Source organism: Lysobacter sp. OAE881, from assembly GCF_040546665.1.
In the GTDB taxonomy this organism is placed as follows: Bacteria; Pseudomonadota; Gammaproteobacteria; order Xanthomonadales; family Xanthomonadaceae; genus Lysobacter_J; species Lysobacter_J soli.
Window position 1 is genome coordinate 671,782 of the sequence record NZ_JBEPOG010000001.1, and the last position, 27,000, is coordinate 698,781.

Here is a 27,000-nt window from a genome sequence, read left to right on the forward strand (position 1 = left end):
GGACTGCGACGATGACGCTGCGTTTCACCAAGATGCATGGCGCGGGCAACGACTTCGTCGTGCTCGATCTGCGCGCCGACACCGCCGAGCCCGGCGCCGCGCTGTGCCGCGCGATGGCCGATCGCCACACCGGCGTGGGCTGCGACCAGATCCTCACCGTCGAGCGCGCCGCCGACGGCGCCGCCGCGCGTTACCGCATCTGGAACGCCGACGGCTCGTCGTCGCAGCAGTGCGGCAACGGTGCGCGCTGCATCGCCGCCTGGATCGTGCGAGATGCGCAGGCGCGCGGCGAGGCGCTCGGCGACGAGTTCGTGCTCGACAGCCCGGTCGGCGCGCACGCGGTCACGCGCCTGGAGGGTGGGCGTTACCGCATCGAAATGGGCCTGCCGCGTTTCGCGCCCAACAGCATCCCGCTGCACGGTTTCGAAGGCGCGCAGGACGAATACGTGCTGTACCACAACGATGCCGTGTTCACCTTCGGCGCGGTGTCGATGGGCAACCCGCACGCGGTGATCGAAGTGGACGACATCGACCATGCGCCGGTCGAAACCGTCGGACCGATGCTGCAGGCGCATCCGGCGTTTCCGGAGTCGGTCAACGTTGGTTTCGCGCAGGTGCAATCGCGCGACCGCATCCGCCTGCGCGTGTACGAGCGCGGCGTCGGCGAAACGCTGGCGTGCGGCAGCGGCGCATGCGCGGCGGCGGCGGTGTTGATGCGCCGCGGACGCGTGAACCGCGACGTGACCGTCGCGCTGCCCGGCGGCGAGCTGCGCATCGCGTGGCCGGCCGACGACGCGCCGCTGACGATGTCCGGGCCGACCGCATTCGTGTTCGAAGGGGAGTGGAACCATGAATGAAACCCAGGAAAAGCTCGGGGCGCACGAAGTCGCGGCGTTCCTGCGCCGGCATCCGCGCTTCCTGCAGCAGTTTCCCGATCTCGCAGTGACGCTGGTCGTGCCGCGCGAGGAAGGCTCGGCGGCATCGCTCGCGAGCTACCAGCTGGAAGTGCTGCGCGACAAGAACCGCGAACTCTCGCGCCGCCTGCAGGAACTGTTCGGTAATGCGCAGGAGAACGAGCGCCTGTCGGTGCGCACGCACCAGCTCACGCTCGCGCTGATGCGGCAGGACACCGCCGCCGACACGCTGCGCGCGATGGCCGCGACGCTCGCCGAGGATTTCAACGGCGACCTGGTGCGCCTGGTCGTGTTCAAGCCGGTCGACGGACTGGACGACACCGAGTGGTTGCAGGTCATCGCGCAGGACGACGCGCGCCTGCAGCCGTTCCGCGATTGCCTGGCCGATGGCGAACCGCTGTGCGGCCGACTGCAGCCGGAAAAGCACGCGCTGCTGTACGGCGTGCGCGCCGAGGAAGTCCAGTCCACCGCGCTGCTGCCGCTGCCGGGCGTGGGCCTGATCGCCGTGGGCAGCCGCGATGCCAACCGTTTCTTCCCCGGCATGGGCACGCTGTTCCTGCGCATGATGGGTGAATCGCTCGCCACGGCGCTGAAGCGTTTCGAGGGCTGATGCACCGCGTGCTGCGCGCTGCAATTCACACGCTCCCGCAATCGGGAGCGGATCGGGGCGGGGGCGAACCGCGATGAACGCCCAGCAAGACCACGAGCCACGCGTCGCCGACATCGAGGACTACCTCGCGCATCTGCAGGTCGAACGCCGCATGTCGGCGCACACGCTCGATGCGTACCGCCGCGACCTGATGGCGCTCGCGCAGTGGGCGCGGCACGAACGCGGCGACGTCGCATCGCTGCACAACGAACAATTGCGCGGCTTCGTCGCCGCCGAACACCGTCGCGGCCTGTCGCCGAAAAGCCTGCAACGCCGGCTGTCGGCATGCCGCAGCTTCTATGCGTGGCTGGTGAAGCAAGGTCGCATCGCGGCCAGCCCCGCCGCGTCGATCCGTTCGCCCAAAGCGCCACGCAAGTTGCCGCAGGTGCTCGATCCCGACGAAGCCAAGGCGCTGGTCGAAGTGCCGACCGATGCGCCGCTGGGACTACGCGATCGCGCACTGCTGGAACTGTTCTACTCCTCGGGCCTGCGACTGTCGGAGCTGTGCTCGCTGCGCTGGCGCGATCTGGATCTTTCCGATGCGCTGGTGAACGTGCTCGGAAAGGGCAACAAGCAGCGCAGCGTGCCGCTGGGTTCGCACGCGCGCGCGGCGCTGTCGGAGTGGCGTGCGTCCACCGGCGCGGCGAACGATGCGCACGTGTTCCCGGGCCGCAATGGTGGCGCGATCACGCCGCGCGCCGTGCAGCTGCGCATGCGCCATCTCGCGCAGCAGCAGGGGTTGTTCAAGCGCGTGCATCCGCACCTGCTGCGGCATTCCTTCGCCAGCCACATCCTGGAATCGTCCGGCGACCTGCGTGGCGTACAGGAACTGCTCGGCCACGCCGACATCGCGACCACCCAGATCTACACGCACCTGGACTACCAGCACCTGGCGAAGGTGTACGACGACGCGCATCCGCGCGCGCGCCGGAAGGGCGGCCAGGGCTGAACCTGAGCCGCTGCCGGCGGACCCGGCCCGTAAGGATTCCGTTCCGGAGAGCGCCCCGGCCCGCGATCGAGCCGCCGCATCGCCGCCCGCCGGCTTGAACCGGCCCGTCCGTGCCCCCACCGATGGGAAATCCCCCGGAGGTCGCATGGACCCGAGTCAGAACCCCAACGTTTTCCACGCCACGACCATCGTCTCGGTTCGCCGCGACGGACACGTCGCCGTTGCCGGCGACGGACAGGTCACCCTTGGCCACACCGTGATGAAGGGCAACGCACGCAAGGTGCGCCGCCTCGGCCGCGATGGCCAGGTGCTGGCCGGCTTCGCCGGCGCCGCCGCCGATGCCTTCACCCTCTTCGAACTGTTCGAAGCCAAGCTCGAGAAGCATGGCCAGCTCACGCGCGCCGCGGTCGAGCTCGCCAAGGATTGGCGCACCGAACGCCGCCTGGGCAAGCTCGAGGCGCTGCTCGCCGTCGCCGACAAGGAAACCTCGCTGATCATCAGCGGCACCGGCGACGTCATCGAACCGGAAGACGGCATCATCGCCATCGGTTCCGGCGGCATGTACGCGCTCTCGGCGGCGCGCGCGCTGATCGCGCACACGCAGCTGGACGCACGCACCATCGCCACCGAGGCCATCGGCATCGCCGGCGACGTGTGCATCTACACCAACCGCAACGTGGTGGTGGAAGAGCTCTGAAAGCAGCCCCCTCTCCCGCTCGCGGGGGAGGGATGGGGTGAGGGCAGAAGTACCTCACGCCCTAACGCCCTCATCCGCCCTCCGGGCACCTTCTCCCGCAAGCGGGAGAAGGGACGACCCCGATACGACGACAACGACATGCCCATCAAGCCCGACACTTCCAACGCCACCATGACGCCGCGCGAGATCGTGCAGGAGCTGGACCGACACATCGTCGGCCAGCATTCGGCCAAGCGCGCCGTCGCCATCGCCCTGCGCAATCGCTGGCGTCGCATGCAGCTGCCGGCCGAGCTGCGCAACGAGGTGATGCCCAAGAACATCCTGATGATCGGCCCCACCGGCGTGGGCAAGACCGAGATCGCGCGCCGCCTGGCGACGCTGGCCAACGCGCCGTTCGTGAAGGTGGAAGCCACGCGCTTCACCGAGGTCGGCTACGTCGGCAAGGATGTCGAGCAGATCGTGCGCGACCTCGCCGACACCGCGGTCAAGCTGTATCGCGAACAGGCCAAGCAGCGCGTGCGCACGCAGGCCGAAGAGCGTGCGGAAGAACGCATCCTCGACGCGCTGCTGCCGCGCCGCCAGGGCGCGCCGACCGTGTTCGGCTTCAACGCCACCGAAGAAGCGAAGGACGAGCCGTCGTCCCAGGAAAACGAGACGCGCGCGAAGCTTCGCAAGCAGCTGCGCACCGGTGCGCTGGACGATCGCGAGATCGAAATCGAAACGGCGGTGAACGTCGGCGTCGACATCATGGCGCCGCCCGGCATGGAAGAGATGGGCCAGCAGCTGCGGCAGATGTTCTCGCAGGTGGCCGGCGCGAAGACGCACAAGAAGACGCTGCCGATCCGCACCGCGCGCACGCAGCTGACCGAAGAGGAAGCCGGCAAGCTCGTCAACGAGGACGAAGTGCGCGAGGCGGCGATCGAGGCCTGCGAGCAGCACGGCATCGTCTTCATCGACGAGATCGACAAGGTCGCCAAGCGCTCCGAGGCCGGCGTGACCGGCGGCGACGTCAGCCGCGAAGGCGTGCAGCGCGACCTGCTGCCGCTGGTGGAAGGCTCGACCGTGAGCACGAAGTACGGCCCGGTGAAGACCGACCATATCCTCTTCATCGCGTCCGGCGCGTTCCACCTGGCCAAGCCGAGCGACCTGATTCCCGAACTGCAGGGTCGCTTCCCGATCCGCGTGGAGCTTTCCGCGCTGAGCAAGGACGATTTCGTGCGCATCCTCACCGAGCCCAAGGCCGCGCTGACGACGCAGTACGTCGAACTGCTGCGCACCGAAGGCGTGGGGCTGGAGTTCACGGCTGATGCGGTGGACCGGCTGGCGGAAATCGCCGCGCAGGTGAACGAGCGGCAGGAAAACATCGGCGCGCGTCGCCTGCACACCGTGCTGGAGCGACTGCTCGACGTGTTGAGCTACGAGGCGCCGGATCGCGACGGGCAGTCGGTGAAGATCGATCGCGCCTACGTCGATTCGCACCTGGGCGAGCTGGTGCAGGATCCGGATCTGAGCCGGTACATCCTGTAACTGCTCTCTGAAGCCCCTCTCCCGTTTGCGGGAGAGGGGTTGGGGTGAGGGCAGGCAATTGCAGAAGCAGGAACAGCGCCCTCATCCGCCCTCCGGGCACCTTCTCCCGTGAACGGGAGAAGGGAACGCAGACCCCTCAGCGCGGCTCCACCACCACTTCCGTCTTCACCGAACTGGCGATGAAGCAGTTGCGGTGCGCCGACTCGTGCAGCTTCTCCAGCGCCGCCGCATCGGGCGCATCGCCCGCGAACGTGATCTTCGGACGCAACGTCACGTGCGTGACCGCCGCGCGACCCTCCGCGTTCTTGCCGAGCGTGCCGACGGCGTCGTCCTCGTAGGCGTCGATGGTGAAGCCCTTCTTCGCCGCGATCGCCAGCAGCGTCAGCATGTGGCACGACGACAGCGCGGCCACCAGCATCTCTTCCGGATCCACGCCATCCGCGCTGCCGAAGTACGCCGGCGCGGCCGAGCCGGTGATGCGCTGCCCGCGTTCGAAACGCACGTCGTGGTCGCGCGGGTAGTGTTCGTAGTCGAACGGCTGGCCGTTGCGGGTCCAGCGGATCGAGGCGAGGTGTTCGGACATGGTGGCGGCTTCCGTGGGGCGGGCCGCCACCATGCCACAGGGGCTTCAGCGCGCGACAGCCTCCGCGCCCGGCGCCGCCGCCTTGCGACGTGCGGTGTCCTCCGCGAGCTGGTCGCGCGCGGCCTGCTGCAGCCGCTCGATGCTCACCTTGTCCGGCGCCGCGCCCAGCCGCGCGGTGAGGTCCGCGACCACGCGCTTGTTCGCGTAGGTGTGCGGCGAATCGGGGTCATCGCCCTGCGCGGTGATGAACGAGCCCAGTCGCTTGGCGCTGACTTCGCGCGCCTGCGCCAGTTCGACCAGCTTGGCGCGGTATTCCAGCTCCCACGACGCCATGCCCGGGAATGCGTTCTGGTCGGCGAAGTGCTGCGTTTCGTGGCCGAGGAACACCACCCGGAACGCTTCGCTGTCGAGTCCCTCGGTGTAGCTGGGCACGACGGCGTACAACGCTTCGGCCGTCGCCCAGCCGCCGGCGGAGCCGCGTTCGCAGCGGCCGTACGAGGTCCAGCCGCGGCTGACCCAGTCGTCGAGCAGTTCGACCTTCACCGTGTACGGGCCTTCGGGCAGCTCGACCTTCCACGGCCGCGTTTCCTGCTTGCGCCACATCATCAGCTCGCGCAGCGGCAGCGTGCGGCCCAGCTGCGCGCGATAGCCGTGCGCCAGCAGCTGCCCCTGCAGGATCGGCTCTAGTGCGTCCATGTCCTTCGCATCGTTCGCATCGGGACCGATGCGCTTGCGCAGCGTCGCGAGCAATTTCGCTTCCAGCTGCGCGCGCTGCTGCGGTGCCTTCATCGCGTGCCACCAGTAGTCCTGGTAGTCGTGCAGCACCTGGCGGGCGAAGTCGTTGGCGATGGCGTCGGTGGCGAACACCGGCGCGTCGCCGTGGCGCGCGAGCATGCAGGCGCGATACACCGCGTCCTTGTCGACGAAGCCGGCGGCCGGCGATGCGCGCAGCGCCGTCACCGCGCGCTGGCTGTCGCCCTGCAGGATGGCGTTGGTCGATTCGGCGATCGCGGCGGTGGCCGCCGGCGTGGACGCGGGCGGGGCGGCGTGTGCGGCCGACACCGAGGCGGTGAGCGCGAACACCAGCGGGGCGATGCGGAACGTCGTGCGGGACATGGGGAATCCGTTCGTGCGACGGCCGGCGGCCGCCTTCGCGCTCATTGCAGCGCGGTCGCCAGGGCGGCGTCTTGAACGGATTTGATCTTCCGGCGCAGCCGCGAGGGCGAGGCGCCCGTGGCCGCGCGCAGGGTTCGCGTGAGGTGCGCCTGGTCGGCGAAACCGCTCATCGTGGCGATCTCGACCAGCGGCCATCCTTCGACCAGCAGGCGCAACGCGCGACGGCAGCGCAGTTCGCGACGCAGCAGTTGCGGCGCCATGCCGTGCGATTTCACGAAGGTGCGCGAGGCATGCGCGAGCGACACGCCGGCCGCTTGCGCGAGCGAGGCGATGTCCTGCTCGCCGTGTTCGAGCTCGTGCAGGAACGTGCGCTGCCACGGTTGCAGCGTGGGCGTAGGCGCCGCACCGCACGCGGCGATCAGCTCCGGCAGCCGGTGCGGCGCACGCGTGAACACCGCGAGCGCGTCCTTCGCATCGTGCACACGCAGCACGCGCAACGTGTCGCCGACGGCATCGTCGTCCAGATCGAGGTTCACCACCTTCGCGCCGAGCCGACCGAAGCGGTTGCCGTGCGCGTGCCAGCGCGGATGCAGCACCAGCGTGCCGGGCACGCAGTCGACCGGGCCGTCGGCGCTCGCCTCGACATGGTTGCCGTCGATCACCAGCGCCGCGTACGCGCCGTCGTGCCGGTGCGTTCGCAGCACGTCGCAGGCGTCATGGCGGGTCTCGAAGCCGGTGTGGGCGTGCATGCGTGGATCCTGACGAAGGCCGCGGCCGCAGGCCAGTGGCAGAGGTTGGGCCCTGCTTGTGATGCCGCGCGCGGGCGAGGGGTTGAAGGCCGCGGCGGCCGGGCCTCCAAGGCAGGGCAGCGTGCTGCCGACCCTCAGCGTTCCGGAATGACCGCAGCGGCGATGGGGGTCAGCACGGTCCAGCCCAGCGTCTCGTAAAGAGCGCGCCCGTCTGCCGTGGCGACCAGCAATTGCGGGGTGGTCGCCGATTCCTTCGTCGAAGCGAGCGCGGCCATCACGGCCATGCCCAGACCTCTGCGGCGATGGTCCGGCGAGGTCTCGATGCGGTCGTAGATGAAGGCATCGCCCGTCTGCGCCGCGGTGCCGTGAGCGGCGATGCCGCCATCGGGCGCGAGAACGCTGGCCCGGCTGACGGGCCCGGCGCGATGAAGTTCAAGCCCATAGCCGTCCGCCAACGGCCTCGAGTCCAGGGGCGCCGCCGTCGCGATCATGAAATGGTTCGTCGGCTGGATCTCCCAGCGATCGGGCAGCGCGCTTCGCAGCGCATCGTCGGTGCCGCACAGCTTCAGCACGTGCCGCGGCGCCGTGATGGTCTGCGCGATCTCGCGCAGGCCATCGCACATCCGCGGGAACACCCAGCGCGTGGTTTCCGTCTCCGATTGCGTATCGACACGAATGCCGCCGCGATCGTGCACCGGCGCCGGCGAGCCACGCGCGATGGAGTGCGCGGCCTGCCAGGCGAAGACGAGCGGGCTGTCGTGCAATGAAGTCATGGAGGTGCCTGAACTCGGTTCGGGACGCTGCGCACCACACTTGATCACGACGCAGTCTCCCGCGACGAGACGATGCGGCCGGCGGCGCACGGGAGGCGCGGCCTACTCGCCCGCATCACTCCTCGATCGCTTCCACACCCGCGAGCCTGAGCGTCTCCAGATGCGCACGCATTTCCGCCAGGCGCTCGGACGGGTGGCCTTCCCAGCCGATGATCTCGCCGACCACGCGGAACGGGTGCGCCGAGCGGTACGACTTCGTGGGATTGCCGGGGAAGCGTTTGTCGGTGAGGTTCGGGTCGTCTTCGATCGGGCCGGTCGGCTCGACGATGTAGACGTGGCCCCGGCCTTCGCCGACGGCCAGTTCCGCGCCCCAGATGGCCGCATCGAGCGTCGCGCTGAGGTAGACGAACTTCGCCGGCGCGCGCTTTCCGTAGTTGGACGCGCGCCCGGGCTCGATCAGCGCGCCGATGGCGAGGTCGGCCTTGGTGCCGTGGTAGTAGGTCGTGCTATCGCCCATGTGCATCGCTCCGCTTGTCTGCCCATTCGACAGGCCGGCGATGCTGCACCACGCGCCTCGGCTTGCCGCAAGCCCCCGGGCGTTATATAAATTGGATGTGGGAGGCGCCGGGCGCCTCCCTTTTTCGTTTCCGGCGCGGGGTGAGTCGCGATCAATCCTCGCCGATGTCCTCGTTCCACACGGCCGGATTGGCGGCGATGTAGTCGCGCAGCATGCCGATGCATTCGGCGTCTTCCAGGTCGATGACCTTGACGCCGTTCTCGCGCAGCCAGTCGATGCCGCCGCGGAAGTTCACCGATTCGCCCACCACCACCGTGCCGATGTTGAACTGCCGCACCAGCCCGCTGCAGTACCAGCACGGCGCGAGCGTGGTGACCATGATCGTGTCGCGGTAACGGCGCTGGCGACCGGCCTTGCGGAAGGCGTCGGTTTCGCCGTGCACGGACGGGTCGTTCTCCTGGATGCGGCGGTTGTGGCCGCAGCCGAGCAGGCGTCCGTCGTCGTGATACAGCGCCGCGCCGATCGGAATGCCGCCTTCGGCGAGGCCCTTGCGGGCTTCTTCCACGGCGGTGGCGAGCAGGGCGCGGTAGTCGGGGGTGTCGATCATCGGGTGGCTCCAGCGGCGCGCAACATGTCGATGTGCGGGATGCCGTCGTCGAGATAGTTATCGGAATTACGCACGAATCCATGCCGTGCGTAGTAGTGCTCAAGATGCGCCTGCGCGCCGATCTGCACGTCGCTGCCGGGCCAGCGGCGTTCGATTTCGTCCAGCGCGATGCGCACCAGCGGATCGCCCAGGCCTCGCCCTCGCCAGGCCGGCGCGGTGAGCACGCGGCCGAAGCTGACCTGTGGATAGCTCAGGCCGGCCGGCAGGATGCGCAGGTACGCGGCGATGCTGCCGTCGTCGGCGCGACCGATGACGTGCACGACGTCCGGATGCGCGTCCTTGCCATCGGGATCGAGGTAGACGCACTGCTGTTCGACGACGAACACCTCCGAACGCAGCTTCAGCAGCGTGTAAAGCGTCGCGGCATCGAGTTGCGCGAAGGTGCGTACGTCCCAGCGAAGGTTCGGAGCGTCGGTCATGCGCGCATGATGCCAGCGCGGATCAGCGTCGGGCATCCCGTCGCGCATCCGACGTGTCGATGCGCACTTCGACCGACATGCCCGGATGCAGCCGCGCCTTGAGCGGCTGGTCGGCGTCGATGGCGATCTTCACCGGGATGCGCTGGGCGATCTTCACGAAATTGCCGGTCGCGTTGTCGGCCGGCAGCACGGCGAATTCTGAGCCGGTCGCGGGGGAGATCTCCTCCACGCGCCCGTGCAGGCGCGCGCCGCCGAGCGCATCGACGGTGAACGTCGCCGGTTGGCCGATGCGCACGAACTCCATCTGCGTCTCCTTCATGTTCGCCACCACCCACATGCGCTCGGGCACCAGGCCCATCAGCTGCGTGCCGACGTTGACGTAAGCGCCCACGCGCACCCCGACCTGACCGAGCTGCCCGTCGCGCGGCGCGAGGATGCGCGTGTTTTCCAGATCGATCTCCGCCAGCCGGATCGCCGCCTGCGCGCTCGCGACGGCGGCTTCGAGCACGCCGGTGTTGACCGTCACGCTGCGCGCGTTCTGGCGTGCAATCTCCAGCGCCGCCTGCGCTTCCGACACACCCGCCAGCGCCTGCGTGCTCGCCGCCTGCGCCTGGTCGCGATCGGCCTGCGAAAGCAGGCGCTGGCGCGCGAGCGGCTCGATGCGCGCGAGGTCGGCCTGCGCCTTCTTCTGCAGCGCCTGCGCGTTGCGCACGGCCGCTTCGCCCTGCGCGATGCCGGCTGCGGCACTGGCCTGCTGCTGCGTGGCGTTGGCCAGCGCGGCCTGTTCGCTCTGCAGTTTCGCCTGCGCCTGTTCGAGCCGCTGCCGGTAGATGCGGTCGTCAATCTGCACCAGCAGCTGGCCCTGCTTCACGTGCTCGAAATCCTGCACCGCCACCTTTGTGACGTAGCCGGCCAACTGCGGCGCGATGATGGTCACCTGCCCATGCACCGCCGCGTTCTCGGTGGTCTGGATCGCACTGCGGAACGGCGGCAGGCGCCAGGCGTAGAGCACGATCAGCACGCCGGTCAGCGCGACGCCGGCGAAGGCGGCCATCTGCCAGCGACGCCGTCGCTTGCGTGCGGCGGTCTGCGCGGAGGCGGTGGGGTCGATCGGAGCGGGGGAATTCATGGAGCGGGCGTCGGCAGCGGAGCGGGGGAAGAGGCGGCGCGTGCGAGCGCGCGGTCGCGCTTCAGCAGGCGCAGGCGATGGATCAGCATCCACACCATGGTCAGCAGCGCGATGGCGGCGATCAGCATGAACACATCGTTGTAGGCCAGCACGTTCGCCTCGCGTGAAGCCGCGGTGCCCAGCGCCCGCATGCCCAGCGCGTTGCGCGTGGCGGGGTCGGCGACGACGGGCGCGTAGGCCGCGGCGCCGGCCTGCACGCGCGCGGCGACGAGCGGATCCTGCATCGTCAGGTGTTCAACGAGCTGGCTGGAGTGGTACTTCTCGCGCGCGGTCTGAAAGGTGCCCAGCGCGGCGGTGCCGACCAGGCCGCCGAGGTTCTGCGCCATGCCGAACAGCACCACGAAGGTGATGAGGTTGCGCGGCTGCGCGATCACCTGGCCCATGCCGAGGATCATCGCCGGGCCGAGGAAATACGTGCTGCCGAAGCCGATCAGGAACTGGCTCAGCATCATGTCCTGCGGGCGCGTCTGGTTGGTCGAGTGCGCGTCGAGCAGTGCACCGATGGCGATGCACGCCAGCGCGATCGACGACGGCACGATCATGCGGCCGGGCACCAGCGTCAGCGCGCTCGCAACGATGCCCAGCGCGCAGCCGAGCGCGACCATCGCGAACATTCCGTGCATCTGGTCGTTGGTCAGCCCCAGCGCCTGCATGAAGCCCACCGCGCCGGTGCTCTGTTCCGACAACGCGAAGCGGATCAGCAGCACCGACACGCCCAGCCGCACCATCGTGCCGCTGGCGAGCCAGCGCGTGTTGATGAGCGGATTCGCGCGGAAATGCTCCACCGCGATCGCGCTGGTGAGCAGCACGATGGCGCCGGCGAGCGCCCAGCCGATCCATTCGGCGTCGAACCACCAGTCGATGCGGCCCAGCGACAGCACCGCGCACAGCAGCGCCATGCCCGGCGCGAACAGCGCGAAGGTGAGGAAGTCGGTCTTCTCGAACACCTTCATGCGATCGCTCGGCGGCAGCCGCAGCATCAGCACGCCGGCCAGCGCGATCAGCGCCAGGCCCAGCTCGAACAGGTACAGCCCGCGCCATTCGCCGAACTCCAGCAGCTCGGCCGAGAAGATGCGCGCCAGCGGCGTCGCAAGCTGCGCCACGCCGATGCCGACCACGAGCCCCCGCAGGCGGTGCTCGGCGCTGAAGGCCTGCATCATGTAGTACAGGCCCAGCGTGCTCAGCGCCGCGCCGGCGATGCCGTGCGCCGCGCGCACCGCGATGGCCGATTCGAGCCCGTGCACGAACAGGTGCGCGAACGCGACCAGCGCGTAGAGCCCGAGGAAAACCTCGGTGAAGGCGCGCAGCCCGAACTGCTGGCGGAACTTCACCAGGATCAGGTTCACCGAGACGTTGGTCATCACGTAGGCCGCAGGCAGCCATTGCACCTCGGCCGATGTCGCGCCCAGCGCGCCCTGCAGGTTGAGCAGGTTGGCCGTCACCAGCGCGTTCCCGAGGCCGCCGGTGATCGCCACGATGAACCCCACCACCGCGAAGGCCACCCGGCGGCGCGGCGTGTGCAGCGGGGTGGAGGGCGAGCCCGGGAGCTTCGGGCGTTCGTGCTCGGCCCATTCGCGCGGCGCGTAACGGCTCATCGGCGCGGTCGTCCTCCTGGCGCGGCATGGGCGTGAAGAGGGCGTAAGGCCCGGCCGGCGGCGGTGAATTCTCGCACGAGGTGCGATAATCGCCGCATGAACGATCCCCGCCAGAAGCCAGACGCCAACTCCGGCACGACCCACTTCGGTTTCCGCGACGTCCCCACCGGCGAGAAGCAGAAGCTCGTCGGCCAGGTCTTTTCGTCCGTCGCGAGCAACTACGACCTGATGAACGACCTGATGTCGATGGGCATCCACCGCGTGTGGAAGCGCTATTTCGTCGGCACTAGCCAGGTCAAGCGCGGCGACCGCGTGCTGGACCTCGCCGGCGGTACGGGCGACATCGCGCTGCTGCTGCGCGACCGCGTGGGCGAGGCCGGCAGCATCGTGCTGGGCGACATCAACGGCGCGATGCTGCGCACCGGCCGCGACCGCATGACCGACATGGGCAAGGTCGCCGGCTTCGAATACGTGCAGATGAACGCCGAGAAGCTGCCGTTCCCGGATGGGAGTTTCGACCTGGTGACGATTGCCTTTGGCCTGCGCAACGTGACCGACAAGGACGCCGCGCTGCGCGAGATGCATCGCGTGCTCAAGGTCGGCGGGCAGGCGCGCGTGCTGGAGTTCTCGGAAGTGAAGGCCGAATGGTTCAAGCCGATCTACGACTTCCATTCGTTCAAGGTGCTGCCGCGCCTGGGCAAGCTGTTCGCCAACGACGCCGACAGCTACCAGTACCTGGCCGAGAGCATCCGCAAGCATCCGCCGCAGGACGAACTGAAGGCGATGATGCAGTCGGCTGGCTTCGCGCGCTGCGATTACCGCAACCTGTCGGCCGGCATCGTGGCGATCCACACCGGTTACAAGGTCTGACGTCTGACGCCGTCCCGGCGAAGCCGGGACCATGATCACGGCGATTGCGGATACCGCACCAGCAACGCCCGTACCACGCCGTTGGTCCAGCCGAATCCGTCCTGCAGCGGATACTCGCCGCCGCCGCCGTGCGCCTCTCCGGTCGCGTCGTACTTCTCGACGAGCTTGTGCTGGTCGTCGAACACGCGCTGCACCTCGCCGAGGAAATTCGTCGCGATGTTCTTCGCCAGCGCGTCTTCACCGTAGCGATGCAATCCTTCGACCGCGACCCACTGCAATGGCGCCCACGCGTTCGGCGCATCCCATTGCTGGCCGGTGCGCAGTGTCGTGGTCAACAGGCCGCCGGGCTGCAACAACTGCGTGCGCACCGTCACCGCGGTGAGCTTCGCGCGGTGTGGTGAGGCGATGCCCACGAACAGCGGATACAGCGACGCTGCCGTCACCTTCGTGCTTATCTGGCGACGCTGCCAGTCGTAATCGGCGTAAAAGCCGTCGGCGTTCCAGAGATGCTTCTCGATCGCCGCAGCGCGTTGAGATGCGCGCGCGTCGAACTCGTGCACGCAGTCCGGCTGCGCCGCCTTGCGACAGGCGAGGGCGATGGTCGCTTCCAGGTGATGCATGAGGCTGTTGAGATCGACCGGTACGAATGCGGTGGTGCGAATCGTGCCAAGCGTGCTTCCGTCGGCCAGCCAGCGGCTCGAATAATCCCAGCCGCTTTCCGCGCCGGCGCGCAGTTCGCGGAACACTTCCGTCGGCGGGCGCTGCGGCACGCTCGCGGCGGTGCGCACATCGTGGAGCCACGCTTCCGGACGCGGCGTGTCGCGGTCGTCCCAGTAGCGATTCAGCACGCTGCCGTCGACCAGACGCACGACGCGACGCGATGCCTGTCCGGGCGCGAGCGACGACGCGCCCTGCATCCAGAACGCATGTTCGCGACGCAGCTGCGGCAGGTAACGGCGATACACCGTGTCGCCCTCGATGCGCGCTTCCAGCTCGACCATGTGCGAGAAGTACGGCGGCTGCGAGCGGCTGAGGTAATAGCTTCTCGCGCCGTTCGGAATGTGGCCGTAGGCGTCGATCAGCGCGGCGAAGTTGGCGACCATGTCGCGCGCGCGATCCCGCTGTCCGCTCTCGACCAGGCCGAGCATCGTGAAGTACGAATCCCAGTAGTACATCTCGCGGAATCGCCCGCCAGGCACGACATACGCGTGCGGCAACGTCAGGCGGCTGTCGTACGGCAGCGGCGCCGGATCGATGCGCGTGAGTTGCGGCCACAGGCCGTCGATGTGCGCTTCGAGCGTGCGCCCGACCTTCACCTGCGAGGTCGCGACTTGCGTGGGTACGTCGAAATTCCCCTTCACGAATGTCGCCAGTTGGAAGTCCGGCGCGTCGCGCTGCGCGAGGTAGTCGGCCTCGATGTCCGCAGGATCGCGCAGCGGCCGGGCGTCGGCGAAGGTCTTCTGGTCGTCGAACACAGGCATCTGTTGCACCGCGGCGAACAGCGCCGGCATTGCGAGATCGGGCGTTTCGACAGGCGTTTCGACACGCGCGGTCGCAGGCGCGTCCGTGCGCTGCGGTGCGAACGCGTTGCAGGCAGCGAGGCCGCCGACGAGCAGGGCGGCAAGGGCAGCTCGGAAGGCAGTTTGCAGGGCGCAGCGGTTCAATACGGGCTCCGGGCGAGGCTCCGGGCAGGGTAGGCGTCCGTGCATCGGCGCGGCGTGAGGTGGGCCGGCGGGCCGCGCTACACTCGCCCGCTCACCCGCCAGAACCGGTTCTCCCATGCGTTATTCGATGCTGACCCTGTGCCTCGCCGCCGCCCTCGCCGCCGGTTGTTCGCGCGACGCCGCGCCGCCCGCCGGCACCGCCGCGAAGGACACCGCCGCCGTGACCACCGCCGACCAGAAGACGACCGCCATCGTTGACGAATACTCCTTCGCACAGCCCGACAAGGTCCGCATCGACGACCTCGCGCTGGAGCTGAAGGTCGATTTCGACAACAAGCAGCTCGGCGGCAGCGCGACCTACACGCTGGAGTGGCTCGACAAGAACGCCACGCAGCTGGTGCTGGATACGCGCGACCTGACCATCGAGAAAGTCGTCGGCGAACGCAGCGACGGCAAGTGGGAAGACCTGAAGTTCGCGCTCGCCGACAAGGACAAGGTGCTCGGCAGCAAGCTCACCATCGAGGCGCCGCAGCGCAATCCGCGCATCCGCGTGACCTACCACACCTCGCCCGATGCCTCGGGCCTGCAGTGGCTCACGCCGGAAATGACGCAGGGCAAGAAGACGCCCTTCATGTTCAGCCAGTCGCAGCAGATCCACGCGCGTTCGTGGGTGCCGCTGCAGGACACGCCGCAGGTGCGCTTCACCTACACCGCGCACGTGACCGCGCCGCAGGACGCCATGGTGCTGATGAGCGCCGACAACGATCCCAAGGCCGCGCGCGACGGCGACTACACGTTCAAGATGCCGCAGAAGATCCCGTCGTACCTGCTGGCGATCGCCGCGGGCGACCTGGTCTTCCAGCCGATCAGCGGACGCGCCGGCGTGTGGGCCGAGCCGGGCATGGTGAAGAAGGCAGCCGACGAGTTCGCCGACACCGACAAGATGATGCAGACGGCCGAACGCCTGTACGGCCCGTACCGCTGGGAGCGTTACGACATCCTCGTGCTGCCGCCGTCGTTCCCGTACGGCGGCATGGAAAACCCGCGCCTGACCTTCGCCACGCCGACGGTGATCGTGGGCGACAAGTCGCTGGTGTCGCTGGTCGCGCATGAACTGGCGCACAGCTGGTCGGGCAACCTGGTGACGTTCTCCACGCCGAAGGACAGCTGGCTCAACGAAGGCTTCACCAGCTACGTCGAGAACCGCATCGTCGAGGACCTGTACGGCAAGGAAGCGGCCGACATGGAGAAGGTCATCTCGCGCAACGAGCTGGCCGCCGAGTACAAGGACCTGGATCCCAAGCTGCAGGTGCTGGCGCTGCGTCCGGGCACGCTGGCCGATCCGGATGGCCAGAGCAGTTCGACCGTCTACACCAAGGGCGCGTGGTTCCTGCAGTTCCTGGAGGAGCGTTACGGCCGCGACGCGTTCGATCCGTTCCTGAAGGAATACTTCAACCACTTCGCGTTCCAGTCGATCCCGACGACGACCTTCGTCGAGTACGCGAAGAAGAACCTGCTCGAGAAGTACCCGGGCAAGGTGACCGAAGCCGAGCTCGACCAGTGGATCTACGAGCCGGGCGTGCCGGATACGGCGCCCAAGACCGTGTCGCCGCGTTTCGACGCGGTGGACGCCGCACGCAAGGCGTGGCTCGACAGCGGCACCCTGCCGGCGAAAGACGCGACGTCGAAGTGGAGCACGCAGGAGTGGGTGCACTTCATCGACGGCATGCCGGAAACGCTGAAGCCGGAGCAGCTGGCTGCGCTCGACGCCGCGTTCCACTTCACCGGCACGCCGAACGGCGAGATCGCGCAGCGCTGGTATCCGCTGGCGGTGCGCAGCGGCTACACGCAGGCGAACCCGGCCGCGGCGGAGTTCATCGCGCGCGTGGGCCGTCGCAAGCTGATCATGCCGACCTACGCCGAACTGGTGAAAACGCCGGAAGGCCTGAAGCTCGCCGAAGACACCTTCGCCAAGGCGCGCGCGGGTTACCACCCGATCACCACGCAGTCGGTGGAAGAGACGATCGCGAAGGCGAAGCAGCCGGCGAAGTCGTAAGAACAACGGCGTCCCCGCAGCGGGGCGCCGTAAGCCCCTCTCCCACCGGGAGAGGGGTTGGGGTGAGGGTCGGGACATGCGAGGCGGTGATGCGCCTGCCGACCCCGCACTTTCATGGGATACGAGGTGACCGTGCCGCGCCATCGCCGCCTCCGCGTCATTTCCATCGCACTGCTCGCGCTGCTGCTCCTCGCAGCGGCGCTGGTCTGGCACAACCCTTACGCCCTCATCAGCGGCGACTTCACGCGTCAGCGCATCGCCGCGGGCCTGTCGAAGGCCAGCGTGCAGATCGGCGACGACCGCTGGGTCTACGCCTACAACGACGACGCGCCGCGCAACGCGCCCACGATCGTGATGCTGCACGGGTTCACAGGCAGCAAGGAAAACTGGTTTCCGGTCGCGCGCCGTTTGCGTGAGCGTTACCGCGTCGTCGTGCCCGACCTGCCCGGCTGGGGCGAATCAAATCGCATCGACAACGCCGACTACGGCTTCCTCGCGCAGAGCGAGCGCGTCGCGCGCTTCCTCCAGCCCGTATCGCCGGACGAGCCGGTCGTACTGCTCGGTCATTCGATGGGCGGCGGCATCGCCGCGCTCACCGCGGCGCGGCATCCGGAACGCGTCGCGCGCGTGGCGTTGATCGATGCGGCCGGCGTGCGTTTCCGCGACAACCGCTTCGGCATCGACGTGCTCGCCGGGAACAATCCGTTCGCCGTGTACGATGAAGCATCGCTGCAACGTTATCTCGACACGGTGTTCTTCGATGATGCCGCGAAGCCGACGATCCCCTGGCCCGCCGACCGCGTCTACATCACGCGCCGAACGCAGGACGCCGCATTCGAACAGGCCGTGCTCGATCGTATCGGCCGCAGCGACGAGCGCTTCCTGCCGGGCGATGACGCCGTGCGCATCCGGCAGCCGGCGCTGCTGCTATGGTGCCGCCAGGACGCGGTGATCGACGCGAGCGCGCTCGCGCTGTACGCGCAGCGCATCCCGCAGGCGCGGCACGTCATGCTGGAAGGCTGCGGCCACATGTCGATACTGGAAAAGCCCGACGCGGTCGCCAACGCCGTGGTCGAACTGATCGAACGAGGAAAGCAACGATGAAACATGCCGCAATGAAACGCGCTGCAATCAAGCACGCTGCAATCAAGCGCGCCGCAATCAGATGCTCCACCGTCGTGCTCGCAGGCGCGCTCGCCGCGTGCCAGCCGGCGAGCGATCCGAAGGCCGAAGCCGCCGCGCAGGCGGCCGCGCAGGAGCAGGCCGCCGACGAAATGGCCACGGCATTCGAGGCCGAATACGGCAAGCAGAACTGGGAGCTCGCACGTGCGCACGGCGACGTGCTCGCGGCCAAGTATCCGAACAGTGCGGCGTTCGGTCGCATCGAGACGCGCTACAACGAAGTGCGGGAAAAGGCCGCGCAGGCGCGCGAGCAGCGCCGCACCGCCGCGTTGTGGACGTACCAGACGCAGCCGGTCGAGAAGGGCGAGCAGGTGTCGGCGTCGATCTACGCGAAGGATCCCGTCGACACCGACGGCAGCGGTCCGCGTCCGGTGCAACTGATCTTCCGCGATCGTCCCGACTGGGGCCGCAGCAGCTACCTCGTGCTGGAGAAGGGCGATTTCGACTGCTACGGCGGCTGCAAGGTGAAGCTGAAGATCGACGACGCCGCGCCGAAGCCGGTGGACGCGAGCCGGCCCAAAACCGACGAGGCCATCGCGATGTTCATCGAGGACGAGAAGATGCTGTGGAAGACGGTGAAGGCCGCGAAGGTCATCGCCATCGAGTTTCCGGTGAAGGCCGGCGGCACGCGCACCGCGGTATTCGAGGTGGGCGGGCTGGATGCTTCGAAGATGCCGAAGTGGAATTGAGCTGCCTGCTGCTCTCCCTGCGGCGACCGAAGAGAGTGCAGAGCTGAGAAGGTGCCCATGCACCTGATCCGGGGCGGATGAGGGCAAGGAAGAGACAAGGCTGGAACGCGCCGTGCTTCACTGCACCGCACGTTTGAGGCTGCCGCTTCGTTGCCCCTCACCCCAACCCCTCTCCCGTCGGGAGAGGGGCTAAAGCGAGGCTGCCGTCCTGCACATCGCCTTACACGAAGATCCGTAAGCTCGATCCCGATGCCGGCCACGTCGTCGCGCATCAGGCGGCACGCACACGGATGGCGCGGGCCGGTCAGCAAGCCACGCGGTCGCGATCGGAACGCAGGCGGCATGGCCCATCGGGTGGAGGACGCCATGCTCTCCCCACGTCTGCACAACCTGCTCGACCAGGGCCAGGCGCCCTACACGACGCTCACGCATCCGCGTACGGTGACCGCGCACGAGACCGCATCGGCGGTGCGCGTGGAGCCCAACCACTTCGCCAAGACGGTGATGCTCAAGGCCGACGGCCGACTCGCCATGGTCGTGATGCCGGCGGCGTATCGCGCGGATCTTTACCGCCTGTCGCTCGCGCTGGGCGGCGTGCCGGTGGAACTGGCGGAAGAGTCGGAATTTCGCGATGCGTTCCCCGACTGCGAGCCGGGCGCGATGCCGCCGTTCGGCCATCTCTACGGCATGCCGGTCTACATCGATTCCCGACTGGCGCACCAGGAAGAGATCGCATTCAACGCCGGCAACCACACCGAAGTGGTGCGCATGCCGTACCGCGAGTTCGAGCGCCTCGCCGCGCCGGAGATGCTCTGGCTGGCGCACATGATGTAGAGCCGTGATTGGTGATTCGGGATTCGTGATTCGAAGAGCGAAAACACGGCTCTCTCCGAATCACGAATCACCATTCACGAATCACGGCTTCACAGCGCGTAACCGAACTGCTGCTTGAACTGTTCGTTGAACTCGTCGAAATCGAAGCGCTGGTTCTGCGTGCCCGGATGTTCGACCTTCAGCGCGCCCATCAGGTTGCCCATGCGGCCGATGGTGAGCCAGTCGTAGCCCTTCTCGATGCCGTAGATCAGGCCGGCGCGGAACGCGTCGCCGCAACCGGTCGGATCGGTCACGCGGCGCTCGTGCGCCGGCGGGACGTCGATGGTCTTCTCGGGCGTGTGGATCTGCGAGCCGTGCGGACCGCGCGTGGTGATGTAGGCCTTCACGCGCTTGACGATGTCGTTCTCGCTCCAGCCGGTGCGTTCCTGCAGCAGGTTGGACTCGTAGTCGTTGACGGTGACGTAGTCGGCCAGCTCGATGAAGTTGCGCAGCTCCTCGCCGTTGAACAGCGGCATGGCCTGGCCCGGATCGAAGATGAAGGGAATGCCCAGCTCGGCGAATTCCTGCGCGTTCTGCAGCATGCCTTCGCGGCCGTCGGGGCTGACGATGCCGAACGTCACGCCCGGGACGTCGCGTACGTGGTTCTCGTACGAACGCATCATCGCGCCCGGATGGAACGCGGTGATCTGGTTGTTGTCGTGGTCGGTGGTGATGAAGGCCTGCGGCGTGAAGAGCTCTTCGATCTCCTTCACCTGCGACAGGTTGATGCCCTGCTGCTGGAAGTGCTCGCGATAGGGCGCGAAGTCCTGGCCGACGGTGGCCATCGGGATCGGATCGCCGCCGAGCAGCTTGAGGTTGTAGGCGATGTTGCCGGCGCAGCCGCCGAACTCGCGGCGCATCCGCGGAACGAGGAAGGACACATTCAGGATGTGCACCTTGTCGGGCAGGATGTGGTTCTTGAACTGGTCGGGGAACACCATGATGGTGTCGTAGGCCAGCGAGCCGCAGATCAGTGCAGACATCGAAATTCCCAGGGTTCAGGGCCGTCCGCGGCGCGGTTCCGGCGTGGTGCGTGAGGTCACGGAGCAGCGGCCCAGCGCCGCGCGGGCGCTAGGGTAGCCGCTGGGGGCGCCCGCGGCCAGCGACCGGCCAGCTGAACCGTTCGCCCGCCCCGGCATAGGACGCTTCCGAAACGTGACGGGAGAGGGCACGAAGTGCCCGTAATTGCAGGTATTTTCCTTGTGCCGCAAGGGGGTGGTTGCTAGGCTAGCGAACCCCTCACGCGCCTCTCACGCCCCCACCTTTCGACGGCCGATCCTCGATGTTCAAGAAGTTTCGCGGCATGTTTTCCAACGACCTGTCCATCGACCTGGGCACGGCGAACACCCTCATCTACGTCCGCGGGCAGGGAATCGTCCTGAACGAGCCGTCCGTCGTGGCCGTCCGCCAGGACCGCCTGATCGGCGGCAACCGCACCGTGGCGGCGGTGGGCAGCGAGGCCAAGATGATGCTCGGGCGCACCCCGGGCCACATCACGACCATCCGGCCGATGAAGGACGGCGTCATCGCCGACTTCACCTACACCGAGGAAATGCTCAAGCACTTCATCCGCAAGGTGCACAAGAGCCGTTTCCTGCGCCCGAGCCCGCGCGTGCTGGTCTGCGTGCCGTGCGGATCGACCCAGGTGGAGCGCCGCGCGATCAAGGAATCGGCCGAAGAGGCCGGTGCGCGCGAGGTCTACCTGATCGAGGAACCCATGGCGGCCGCCATCGGCGCCGGCATGCCGGTGACCGAGGCCCGCGGCTCGATGGTGGTGGACATCGGCGGCGGCACCACTGAAGTGGCGGTCATCGCGCTCAACGGCATCGTCTACTCCGCGTCGGTCCGCATCGGCGGCGACCGCTTCGACGAGTCGATCATCAGCTACGTCCGCCGCACCTACGGCACGCTGATCGGCGAAGCCACGGCCGAGCGCATCAAGCTCGAGATCGGTTGCGCCTACCCGCAGCAGAAGGCGGCGACGGTGGAAGTCTCCGGCCGCAACCTCGCCGAGGGCGTGCCGAAGATGATCACCATCAACTCCAACGAAGTGCTGGAAGCCCTGCGCGAGCCGCTGGCCGGCATCGTCTCGGCGATCAAGCTGGCGCTGGAGCAGACTCCGCCGGAACTGTGCGCCGACGTCGCCGAGCGCGGCATCGTCCTGACCGGCGGCGGCGCGCTGCTGCGCGACCTGGATCGCCTGATCAGCGAGGAAACCGGCCTGCACGTGCAGGTCGCCGACGACCCGCTGACCTGCGTCGCCCGCGGCGGCGGCCGCGCGCTGGAGCTGGTCGACATGCACGGCAACGAGTTCTTCGCGCCGGAATGATCGAACCGGGGACCGGCTCGGGCATCGCGTTTCGACGCCCCGGGCCGTCCTTTCCCCGAATGAACGCGCATCGCGGCCGGCCGAAGGGGATTCCCGCCCGGCCGCGAACGTCGAAGTCCCACACCTGATCCGCCTCTTCCGGCCCCGATGCCCACCTACGCCGGCCCTCCCGCTTCCGCACGCCCCGGTGACGTGGCCGGCACGCTCAAGCTGCTCGCCTATCTGGCGCTGGCGGTGGTGCTGATCGTGCTCGACCACCGCGGTGGCTGGCTCGCGCAGGCGCGCCGCCAGGTGACGCTGCTCGTGCAGCCGCTGTGGATGGTGGCCGGCTGGCCGGGGCAGGTCGTCGATCGCGTCCGCGAGGACGCCGGCACGCTGGCCCAGCTCACCGCCGAAAACCGTCGCCTGCGCAACGACCTCATGCTCAACCAGGCGCGCATGGCGCGGCTGGCGACGCTCGCCGCCGACAACGCGCGTCTGCGCGGGCTGCTCGAGGCGTCGCAGTCCGGCAACCTCGACGTGGTCCTCGCGCCGGTGCTCGATATCGACCTCGATCCCGCCCGGCAGCGGCTCGTCCTTAATGCCGGCTCGCGCGAGCGCGTGCAGGTCGGGCAGAACGTGATCGACGCCAACGGCCTGCTGGGGCAGGTCATTGCGGTCACGCCGATGTACGCCAACGTGCTGCTGCTGACCGATCCCTCGCACGCGGTGCCGGTGGCGGTGGCGCGCAACGGCGTGCGGCTGGTGGTCTACGGCGAAGGCCGCAGCGACAAGCTGCGCCTGACCAGCGTGCCGCTCTCCAGCGACGTGAAGGTCGGCGACGTGCTGGTCACGTCCGGCCTGGGCGGCCGCTTCGCACCGGGCTTCCCGGTGGGCAAGATCGCCTCGCTCAAGCCCGACGACAGCCGCGCTTTCCTCATTGGCGAAGTCACGCCGGCGGCGCAGCTCGACCGCGGCCGCGAAGTGCTGGTGCTGCTTTCGATGCCCAATCCGCTGCCGGGCGCGACGGCCTTCACGCCGTCAGATGCGGCCGCCGCAGGGACCGTCTCGGCCACCGCGCCGGGCGCAGCGCCCGCAGCAGTCCAAGGCGCTGCATCGACGCAGCCGGGCAACCCCGCCGCGAACGGCGCAGCGAATCCGCCGGCCACAGGTACGCCAGGCAGCACGCCCGCGACCCGCGCCGCTCCGGGGAGCAGCGGCACGAACACGCGTCCCGCCAGCACCCCACCCGGGCAGCAACCGACCACGCCTGCCGCACGCACGCCCGCGGCAAATCCGCCGTCCACCCAGCCGCCCACCCAGCCGACGCCGTCGGAGACTCGCCGATGACCCGCGCCCGTCCGCAATGGGTACTGCCGGTCAGCATCGTCGTGGCCCTGATGCTGATGCTGTTGCCGCTGCCCGTCTCGGTGCAGCCGCTGCGTCCGTACTGGCTGGCGCTGGTGCTGGCGTACTGGGTGATCGAAGACCCCGATCACGTCGGGCTCGGCCTGGCCTTCGTCATCGGCCTGCTGGGCGACCTGGTCACCGGTAGCCTGTTCGGCGAACAGGCGCTGCGGCTGGTGGTGATGGCCTACATCCTGCAGCGCTTCCGCGCGCGGCTGCGGTTCTTCCCGGTGTCGCAGCAGGCGCTGGCGATTGGTGGCCTGCTGCTGAACGACTGCATCGTCACCGCGGCGATCCACATCGCCGTCGGCGTCGCGCCGCTCCATCCGCTGCGCTGGGCCTCGCCGGTCACCGGCATGGTGTTGTGGCCGCTGGCCTACGTCGCGCTGGACTCGCTCCGCCACGGTCGATGGAGGGCGCGCTGAGATGGGCCCGCGTCGTCGCGTCCTGAAGAACAGCGCAGCCGAAGCCAACCAGTTCCGATTGCGCTCCGCCATCGCCTTCGCCTGCGTGATGCTGGCATTGGCGGGACTGGGCTTCTGGTACTTCCGCCTGCAGGTCTGGCAGCACGACGACTACGCCACGCGTTCGGAAGCCAACCGCATCAAGCTGCGGCCGGTGGTGCCGGGGCGCGGGCTGATCCTGGATCGCAAGGGGCGCGTGCTGGCCGACAACGTGCCGGCCTACCGCATCGAAGTGACGCCGTTCGAAGCCGGCAAAAGCGAAACGTGGCTGCCGGCGCTGGGACAGATCATCGCCCTCACGCCGGAGGACATCGCGCGCTTCGAGGACGAACGCCGCGCCACCCGCGGCTACAAGCCGATCACGCTGAAGCTGCGCGTCACCGAGGAAGAGGCCGCGCGCTTCGCGGTCGATCGCTGGCGCTATCCCGGCGTGGACCTGGTGCCGTACCTCAATCGCCGTTATCCGTATGGCGAGCTGTTGTCGCACGTGATCGGCTACGTCGGCCGCATCGACGCGGACGACCTGAAGGAGCTGGGCGAAGGCGGCGCGGCGCTCACGCACATCGGCAAGACAGGGCTGGAGCGCTATTACGAGGAAGCGCTGCGCGGCAAGGTCGGCTACGAGCAGATCGAAACCAACGTCGACGGCCGCCCGATGCGCCAGGTCGGCCACGTGCCGGCCACGCCCGGCGCGGACCTTCGGCTGAGCATCGACCTGGACCTGCAGCAGGCGATGGTGACGGCATTCGGCGACATGGACGGCTCGGCCATCGCGATGGACCCGCGCACCGGCGAGATCCTCGCCATGGTCAGCCTGCCGGGCTACGACACGAACCTGTTCGTCAACGGCATCTCCAACGTCGATTACCGCGCGCTGATGGACAACCCGTCGCGCCCGCTGTTCAACCGCAACGTGCTCGGCGGCGGCCCGCCGGGCTCGACGGTGAAGCCGCTGATCGGACTGGCCGGCCTCGACAGCGGCCTGCGCACGCCCGAGTCGAAGGTGTTTTCGACCGGCACGTTCTACATCCCCGGCCAGAAGCGCGGCTGGCGCGACGCCCACGGCGGCGCGGGCTGGACGGACCTGCGCAAGTCGATCGCCGCGTCGGTGAACTTCTATTACTACAAGCTCGCCTACGACATGGGCATCGAGCGCTTCGACGAGTACATGCGCAAGTATGGATTCGGCGACAAGACCGGCATCGACCTGGCCGGCGAGAACAAGGGCGTGGTGCCGTCGCCGCAGTGGAAGCGCACGCGCAGCAAGGAGCCGTGGTACGCCGGCGAGACGGTGAACGCGGGCATCGGCCAAGGCTACTGGATCGCCACGACGCTGCAGCTCGTGCGCGGCACGGCAGCGATCGCCAACGGCGGCCACCTCGTGCGTCCGCACCTGGTCGCCGAACGGCGCGACGGTTACGACACGCCGTGGGTGCCGCTCAAGCAGCCCGAGGCGCCGCGCATCACCGACAACGCGAACAACCTGCGCGCCGTGCAGGAAGGCATGATGGCGACGATGGGCCCGGGCGGCACCGGGCGCGCGATGGCCGCAGGCGCGCCGTATCTGATGGCGGGCAAGACCGGCACGGCGCAGAAGATCAGCCGCAAGGGCAGCCAGAGTTTCGATCCGCACTCGCTGCCGTACCACCTGCGTCACCAGGCGCTGTTCGTCGGCTATGCGCCGGCGGACAACCCGACGATCGTGGTCGCCATCTCGGTCGAACACGGCGGCTTCGGCGGCAGCACGGCGGCGCCGATCGCGCGCAAGATCTTCGACGCATGGCTGCTGGGCAAGATGCCCGAACCGGTGCCGACCGATCCGAAGTACACGCGTCCGGCGCAGCCGCATGCGGCGCCGGTCGTGGCGGCCGCGGCGACCCAGGGCGCGCCGGTGGTGCCGATCCTGCCGACGCCGCGCGCCGTCGTCGCAACTCCGCCTGCCGCGGGCGGGACAACACAAGCGCAGCCGCAACCGTCGCAGCCGCAGACGCAGACACCGCCCCTGGAGCCCACCCGATGAGGCAGATCCTGCGCTGGCTGTTCGACCTGCTGGTTCGCTTCGCGCGCACGCTCGACCTGCCGCTGCTGGGCGCGTTGCTCGCGCTGATGGTGATCGGGCTGGCCGTGCTGTACAGCGCCGCCGACCACGCCATGGGTCTGGTCGTGCGTCAGGGCGCGTTCTTCGTCGCGGGGCTCGGCGTGATGTGGGCGCTTTCGCGCGTGCCGCCGAACCAGCTGCGCAACTGGACGCCGTTCGTGTTCGCGGCCTCGCTCGTGCCGCTGCTGCTGGTGCTGCTGATCGGCACCGGCAAGCACGGCCGGCACTGGATCAACCTCGGCGTCGTCTACGTGCAGCCGGCGGAACTGCTCAAGCTGAGCCTGCCGATGATGGTGGCGTGGTATCTGGATCGCCAGGCGCTTCCGCCGCGCTTCCGCACCGTGCTGCTCGCCGGATTGCTGATCGCCGCACCGACCGGGCTGATCCTGCTGCAGCCGGACTTCGGCACCGCGATGCTGGTCGCCACCAGCGGCGCGTTCGCGCTGTACCTGGCCGGCTTGCCGTGGTGGTGGTTCGGCATGGCCTTCGGCGCGGTGGCCGCAGTCGCGCCCGTCGCGTGGTTCTGGCTGCTCAGGCCGTACCAGAAGGACCGCATCCTGACCTTCCTCAACCCCGAATCCGACCCGCTCGGCACCGGCTGGAACATCATCCAGTCGAAGATCGCCATCGGCGCCGGCGGCCTCACCGGCAAGGGTTGGGGGCAGGGCTCGCAGTCGCACCTGAACTACCTGCCCGAACACACGACCGACTTCATCTTCGCCGTGCTCAGCGAGGAATTCGGCTGGATGGGCGTGGCGACGGTGCTGGCGCTGTACCTGTTCGTGATCGGCCGCTGCCTGTGGATCGCCTCCGAAGCGCGCGACGGCTACTCGCGCCTGATCGCCGGCGCGCTGGGCCTGGCGTTCTGCGTGTACGTGATCGTCAACGGCGGCATGATCTCCGGCCTGTTGCCCGTGGTCGGCGTACCGATGCCGCTGTTGAGCTACGGCGGCACGTCCGCGGTCTCGCTGCTGGCCGGCCTGGGCGTGGTGATGGCGGTTCGGGCCCATCGCCCGGTCTACGCGCGCTGAGAAAACGTCGACGA

General features: G+C 68.5%; 26 protein-coding genes. 15 read left to right on the forward strand and 11 right to left on the reverse strand.

From position 1 onward, the window contains the following. Positions 1 to 11 precede the first annotated feature (11 nt). From dapF to hslU, 5 genes are all read left to right on the forward strand, one after another. The gene (gene dapF, locus ABIE51_RS03025; protein ID WP_192632182.1) at positions 12 to 857 is read left to right on the forward strand and encodes a diaminopimelate epimerase; all 846 of its coding nucleotides are present in this window, start codon (positions 12 to 14) and stop codon (positions 855 to 857) included. Continuing rightward, complete coding sequence (locus ABIE51_RS03030) at positions 850 to 1,524, forward strand: DUF484 family protein (protein WP_192632183.1); 675 nt, start codon at positions 850 to 852, stop codon at positions 1,522 to 1,524. Before dapF ends, ABIE51_RS03030 begins: the two co-directional genes overlap by 8 nt. 73 nt (positions 1,525 to 1,597) lie before the next feature. Continuing rightward, positions 1,598 to 2,512, forward strand: coding sequence for a tyrosine recombinase XerC (gene xerC, locus ABIE51_RS03035; RefSeq protein ID WP_192632184.1), 915 nt, complete (start codon positions 1,598 to 1,600; stop codon positions 2,510 to 2,512). A gap of 145 nt (positions 2,513 to 2,657) precedes the next feature. After that, positions 2,658 to 3,209, forward strand: a complete 552-nt coding sequence (gene hslV, locus ABIE51_RS03040) for an ATP-dependent protease subunit HslV (RefSeq protein WP_115841153.1) — start codon at positions 2,658 to 2,660, stop codon at positions 3,207 to 3,209. A 138-nt stretch (positions 3,210 to 3,347) separates the two neighbouring features. After that, positions 3,348 to 4,736 carry an ATP-dependent protease ATPase subunit HslU gene (gene hslU, locus ABIE51_RS03045; protein ID WP_269750038.1) on the forward strand — a complete coding sequence of 463 codons (1,389 nt, stop codon included), beginning with the start codon at positions 3,348 to 3,350 and terminating at the stop codon, positions 4,734 to 4,736. A 136-nt stretch (positions 4,737 to 4,872) separates the two neighbouring features. Here the strand turns inward: hslU and ABIE51_RS03050 are convergent, their stop codons facing one another. The 9 genes from ABIE51_RS03050 to ABIE51_RS03090 all read right to left on the reverse strand — a co-directional run bounded on the left by ABIE51_RS03050 (position 4,873) and on the right by ABIE51_RS03090 (position 12,344). After that, entirely contained in the window at positions 4,873 to 5,319 is a 447-nt protein-coding gene (locus ABIE51_RS03050) for an OsmC family protein (RefSeq protein ID WP_157029103.1), read from the reverse strand. A 45-nt stretch (positions 5,320 to 5,364) separates the two neighbouring features. Next, positions 5,365 to 6,435 (reverse strand): hypothetical protein, encoded by a 1,071-nt coding sequence (locus ABIE51_RS03055; protein ID WP_192632185.1) that lies wholly within the window; start codon positions 6,433 to 6,435, stop codon positions 5,365 to 5,367. Between the two features lie 41 nt (positions 6,436 to 6,476). Beyond that, positions 6,477 to 7,184 carry a helix-turn-helix domain-containing protein gene (locus ABIE51_RS03060; RefSeq protein WP_192632186.1) on the reverse strand — a complete coding sequence of 236 codons (708 nt, stop codon included), beginning with the start codon at positions 7,182 to 7,184 and terminating at the stop codon, positions 6,477 to 6,479. A 134-nt stretch (positions 7,185 to 7,318) separates the two neighbouring features. Beyond that, on the reverse strand, positions 7,319 to 8,047 hold the full coding sequence (locus ABIE51_RS03065) for a GNAT family N-acetyltransferase (RefSeq protein ID WP_192632187.1): 729 nt from the start codon (positions 8,045 to 8,047) through the stop codon (positions 7,319 to 7,321). 25 nt (positions 8,048 to 8,072) lie between these two features. After that, positions 8,073 to 8,474 carry an NAD(+)--rifampin ADP-ribosyltransferase gene (gene arr / locus ABIE51_RS03070; RefSeq protein ID WP_354503408.1) on the reverse strand — a complete coding sequence of 134 codons (402 nt, stop codon included), beginning with the start codon at positions 8,472 to 8,474 and terminating at the stop codon, positions 8,073 to 8,075. A gap of 151 nt (positions 8,475 to 8,625) precedes the next feature. Next, on the reverse strand, positions 8,626 to 9,081 hold the full coding sequence (locus ABIE51_RS03075; RefSeq protein WP_115841160.1) for a nucleoside deaminase: 456 nt from the start codon (positions 9,079 to 9,081) through the stop codon (positions 8,626 to 8,628). Continuing rightward, a complete protein-coding gene (locus ABIE51_RS03080; RefSeq protein ID WP_502913244.1) occupies positions 9,078 to 9,596 on the reverse strand; it encodes a GNAT family N-acetyltransferase in 519 nt (172 codons plus the stop codon). Before ABIE51_RS03080 ends, ABIE51_RS03075 begins: the two co-directional genes overlap by 4 nt. Beyond that, positions 9,583 to 10,689 carry an HlyD family secretion protein gene (locus tag ABIE51_RS03085; protein WP_192632190.1) on the reverse strand — a complete coding sequence of 369 codons (1,107 nt, stop codon included), beginning with the start codon at positions 10,687 to 10,689 and terminating at the stop codon, positions 9,583 to 9,585. Before ABIE51_RS03085 ends, ABIE51_RS03080 begins: the two co-directional genes overlap by 14 nt. Next, positions 10,686 to 12,344, reverse strand: coding sequence for an MFS transporter (locus tag ABIE51_RS03090; RefSeq protein WP_192632191.1), 1,659 nt, complete (start codon positions 12,342 to 12,344; stop codon positions 10,686 to 10,688). The genes ABIE51_RS03085 and ABIE51_RS03090 overlap by 4 nt, the downstream gene beginning before the upstream one ends. Positions 12,345 to 12,440: 96 nt before the next feature. Here ABIE51_RS03090 and ubiE point away from each other — a divergent pair, with 96 nt between their 5' ends. Then, on the forward strand, positions 12,441 to 13,214 hold the full coding sequence (gene ubiE, locus ABIE51_RS03095; protein ID WP_192632192.1) for a bifunctional demethylmenaquinone methyltransferase/2-methoxy-6-polyprenyl-1,4-benzoquinol methylase UbiE: 774 nt from the start codon (positions 12,441 to 12,443) through the stop codon (positions 13,212 to 13,214). 35 nt (positions 13,215 to 13,249) lie between these two features. On the opposite strand, the gene treA is transcribed toward ubiE, so the two are convergent. Then, positions 13,250 to 14,863 carry an alpha,alpha-trehalase TreA gene (gene treA, locus ABIE51_RS03100; protein ID WP_502913323.1) on the reverse strand — a complete coding sequence of 538 codons (1,614 nt, stop codon included), beginning with the start codon at positions 14,861 to 14,863 and terminating at the stop codon, positions 13,250 to 13,252. A gap of 130 nt (positions 14,864 to 14,993) precedes the next feature. Here treA and ABIE51_RS03105 point away from each other — a divergent pair, with 130 nt between their 5' ends. The 4 genes from ABIE51_RS03105 to ABIE51_RS03120 all read left to right on the forward strand — a co-directional run bounded on the left by ABIE51_RS03105 (position 14,994) and on the right by ABIE51_RS03120 (position 19,639). Beyond that, positions 14,994 to 16,934 carry a M1 family metallopeptidase gene (locus ABIE51_RS03105; RefSeq protein WP_192632194.1) on the forward strand — a complete coding sequence of 647 codons (1,941 nt, stop codon included), beginning with the start codon at positions 14,994 to 14,996 and terminating at the stop codon, positions 16,932 to 16,934. A 132-nt stretch (positions 16,935 to 17,066) separates the two neighbouring features. Continuing rightward, on the forward strand, positions 17,067 to 18,038 hold the full coding sequence (locus ABIE51_RS03110) for an alpha/beta fold hydrolase (protein ID WP_354503415.1): 972 nt from the start codon (positions 17,067 to 17,069) through the stop codon (positions 18,036 to 18,038). Positions 18,039 to 18,049: 11 nt separating this feature from the next. Beyond that, the gene (locus tag ABIE51_RS03115) at positions 18,050 to 18,805 is read left to right on the forward strand and encodes a hypothetical protein (protein ID WP_354503418.1); all 756 of its coding nucleotides are present in this window, start codon (positions 18,050 to 18,052) and stop codon (positions 18,803 to 18,805) included. A gap of 366 nt (positions 18,806 to 19,171) precedes the next feature. Then, positions 19,172 to 19,639, forward strand: coding sequence for an aminoacyl-tRNA deacylase (locus ABIE51_RS03120; RefSeq protein WP_192632196.1), 468 nt, complete (start codon positions 19,172 to 19,174; stop codon positions 19,637 to 19,639). An 89-nt stretch (positions 19,640 to 19,728) separates the two neighbouring features. Here ABIE51_RS03120 and ABIE51_RS03125 read toward each other — a convergent pair whose 3' ends face one another. Then, positions 19,729 to 20,661: a carbohydrate kinase family protein gene (locus ABIE51_RS03125; RefSeq protein WP_115841167.1), complete on the reverse strand. Its 933-nt coding sequence runs from the start codon at positions 20,659 to 20,661 to the stop codon at positions 19,729 to 19,731. Between the two features lie 299 nt (positions 20,662 to 20,960). Between ABIE51_RS03125 and ABIE51_RS03130 the strand changes: the two genes are divergently transcribed. The 5 genes from ABIE51_RS03130 (at position 20,961) to rodA (ending at position 26,986) form a co-directional block, all read left to right on the forward strand. Further along, entirely contained in the window at positions 20,961 to 22,007 is a 1,047-nt protein-coding gene (locus ABIE51_RS03130; RefSeq protein ID WP_115841168.1) for a rod shape-determining protein, read from the forward strand. 147 nt (positions 22,008 to 22,154) lie between these two features. Further along, positions 22,155 to 23,336, forward strand: coding sequence for a rod shape-determining protein MreC (mreC, locus tag ABIE51_RS03135; RefSeq protein ID WP_192632197.1), 1,182 nt, complete (start codon positions 22,155 to 22,157; stop codon positions 23,334 to 23,336). Next, complete coding sequence (gene mreD, locus ABIE51_RS03140) at positions 23,333 to 23,818, forward strand: rod shape-determining protein MreD (protein WP_192632198.1); 486 nt, start codon at positions 23,333 to 23,335, stop codon at positions 23,816 to 23,818. Before mreC ends, mreD begins: the two co-directional genes overlap by 4 nt. 1 nt (position 23,819) lies before the next feature. Next, complete coding sequence (gene mrdA / locus ABIE51_RS03145) at positions 23,820 to 25,877, forward strand: penicillin-binding protein 2 (RefSeq protein ID WP_192632199.1); 2,058 nt, start codon at positions 23,820 to 23,822, stop codon at positions 25,875 to 25,877. Then, positions 25,874 to 26,986: a rod shape-determining protein RodA gene (gene rodA / locus ABIE51_RS03150; protein ID WP_115841172.1), complete on the forward strand. Its 1,113-nt coding sequence runs from the start codon at positions 25,874 to 25,876 to the stop codon at positions 26,984 to 26,986. Before mrdA ends, rodA begins: the two co-directional genes overlap by 4 nt. Positions 26,987 to 27,000 lie beyond the last annotated feature (14 nt).

Coding starts and splice junctions, on each gene's coding strand:
- dapF (WP_192632182.1), top strand. CDS start 12: ATGACGCTGCGTTTCACCAAGATGCATGGCGCGGGCAACGACTTCGTC.
- ABIE51_RS03030 (WP_192632183.1), top strand. CDS start 850: ATGAATGAAACCCAGGAAAAGCTCGGGGCGCACGAAGTCGCGGCGTTC.
- xerC (WP_192632184.1), top strand. CDS start 1,598: ATGAACGCCCAGCAAGACCACGAGCCACGCGTCGCCGACATCGAGGAC.
- hslV (WP_115841153.1), top strand. CDS start 2,658: ATGGACCCGAGTCAGAACCCCAACGTTTTCCACGCCACGACCATCGTC.
- hslU (WP_269750038.1), top strand. CDS start 3,348: ATGCCCATCAAGCCCGACACTTCCAACGCCACCATGACGCCGCGCGAG.
- ABIE51_RS03050 (WP_157029103.1), bottom strand. CDS start 5,319: ATGTCCGAACACCTCGCCTCGATCCGCTGGACCCGCAACGGCCAGCCG.
- ABIE51_RS03055 (WP_192632185.1), bottom strand. CDS start 6,435: ATGTCCCGCACGACGTTCCGCATCGCCCCGCTGGTGTTCGCGCTCACC.
- ABIE51_RS03060 (WP_192632186.1), bottom strand. CDS start 7,184: ATGCACGCCCACACCGGCTTCGAGACCCGCCATGACGCCTGCGACGTG.
- arr (WP_354503408.1), bottom strand. CDS start 8,474: ATGGGCGATAGCACGACCTACTACCACGGCACCAAGGCCGACCTCGCC.
- ABIE51_RS03075 (WP_115841160.1), bottom strand. CDS start 9,081: ATGATCGACACCCCCGACTACCGCGCCCTGCTCGCCACCGCCGTGGAA.
- ABIE51_RS03080 (WP_502913244.1), bottom strand. CDS start 9,596: ATGCCCGACGCTGATCCGCGCTGGCATCATGCGCGCATGACCGACGCT.
- ABIE51_RS03085 (WP_192632190.1), bottom strand. CDS start 10,689: ATGAATTCCCCCGCTCCGATCGACCCCACCGCCTCCGCGCAGACCGCC.
- ABIE51_RS03090 (WP_192632191.1), bottom strand. CDS start 12,344: ATGAGCCGTTACGCGCCGCGCGAATGGGCCGAGCACGAACGCCCGAAG.
- ubiE (WP_192632192.1), top strand. CDS start 12,441: ATGAACGATCCCCGCCAGAAGCCAGACGCCAACTCCGGCACGACCCAC.
- ABIE51_RS03105 (WP_192632194.1), top strand. CDS start 14,994: ATGCGTTATTCGATGCTGACCCTGTGCCTCGCCGCCGCCCTCGCCGCC.
- ABIE51_RS03115 (WP_354503418.1), top strand. CDS start 18,050: ATGAAACGCGCTGCAATCAAGCACGCTGCAATCAAGCGCGCCGCAATC.
- ABIE51_RS03120 (WP_192632196.1), top strand. CDS start 19,172: ATGCTCTCCCCACGTCTGCACAACCTGCTCGACCAGGGCCAGGCGCCC.
- ABIE51_RS03125 (WP_115841167.1), bottom strand. CDS start 20,661: ATGTCTGCACTGATCTGCGGCTCGCTGGCCTACGACACCATCATGGTG.
- ABIE51_RS03130 (WP_115841168.1), top strand. CDS start 20,961: ATGTTCAAGAAGTTTCGCGGCATGTTTTCCAACGACCTGTCCATCGAC.
- mreC (WP_192632197.1), top strand. CDS start 22,155: ATGCCCACCTACGCCGGCCCTCCCGCTTCCGCACGCCCCGGTGACGTG.
- mreD (WP_192632198.1), top strand. CDS start 23,333: ATGACCCGCGCCCGTCCGCAATGGGTACTGCCGGTCAGCATCGTCGTG.
- mrdA (WP_192632199.1), top strand. CDS start 23,820: ATGGGCCCGCGTCGTCGCGTCCTGAAGAACAGCGCAGCCGAAGCCAAC.
- rodA (WP_115841172.1), top strand. CDS start 25,874: ATGAGGCAGATCCTGCGCTGGCTGTTCGACCTGCTGGTTCGCTTCGCG.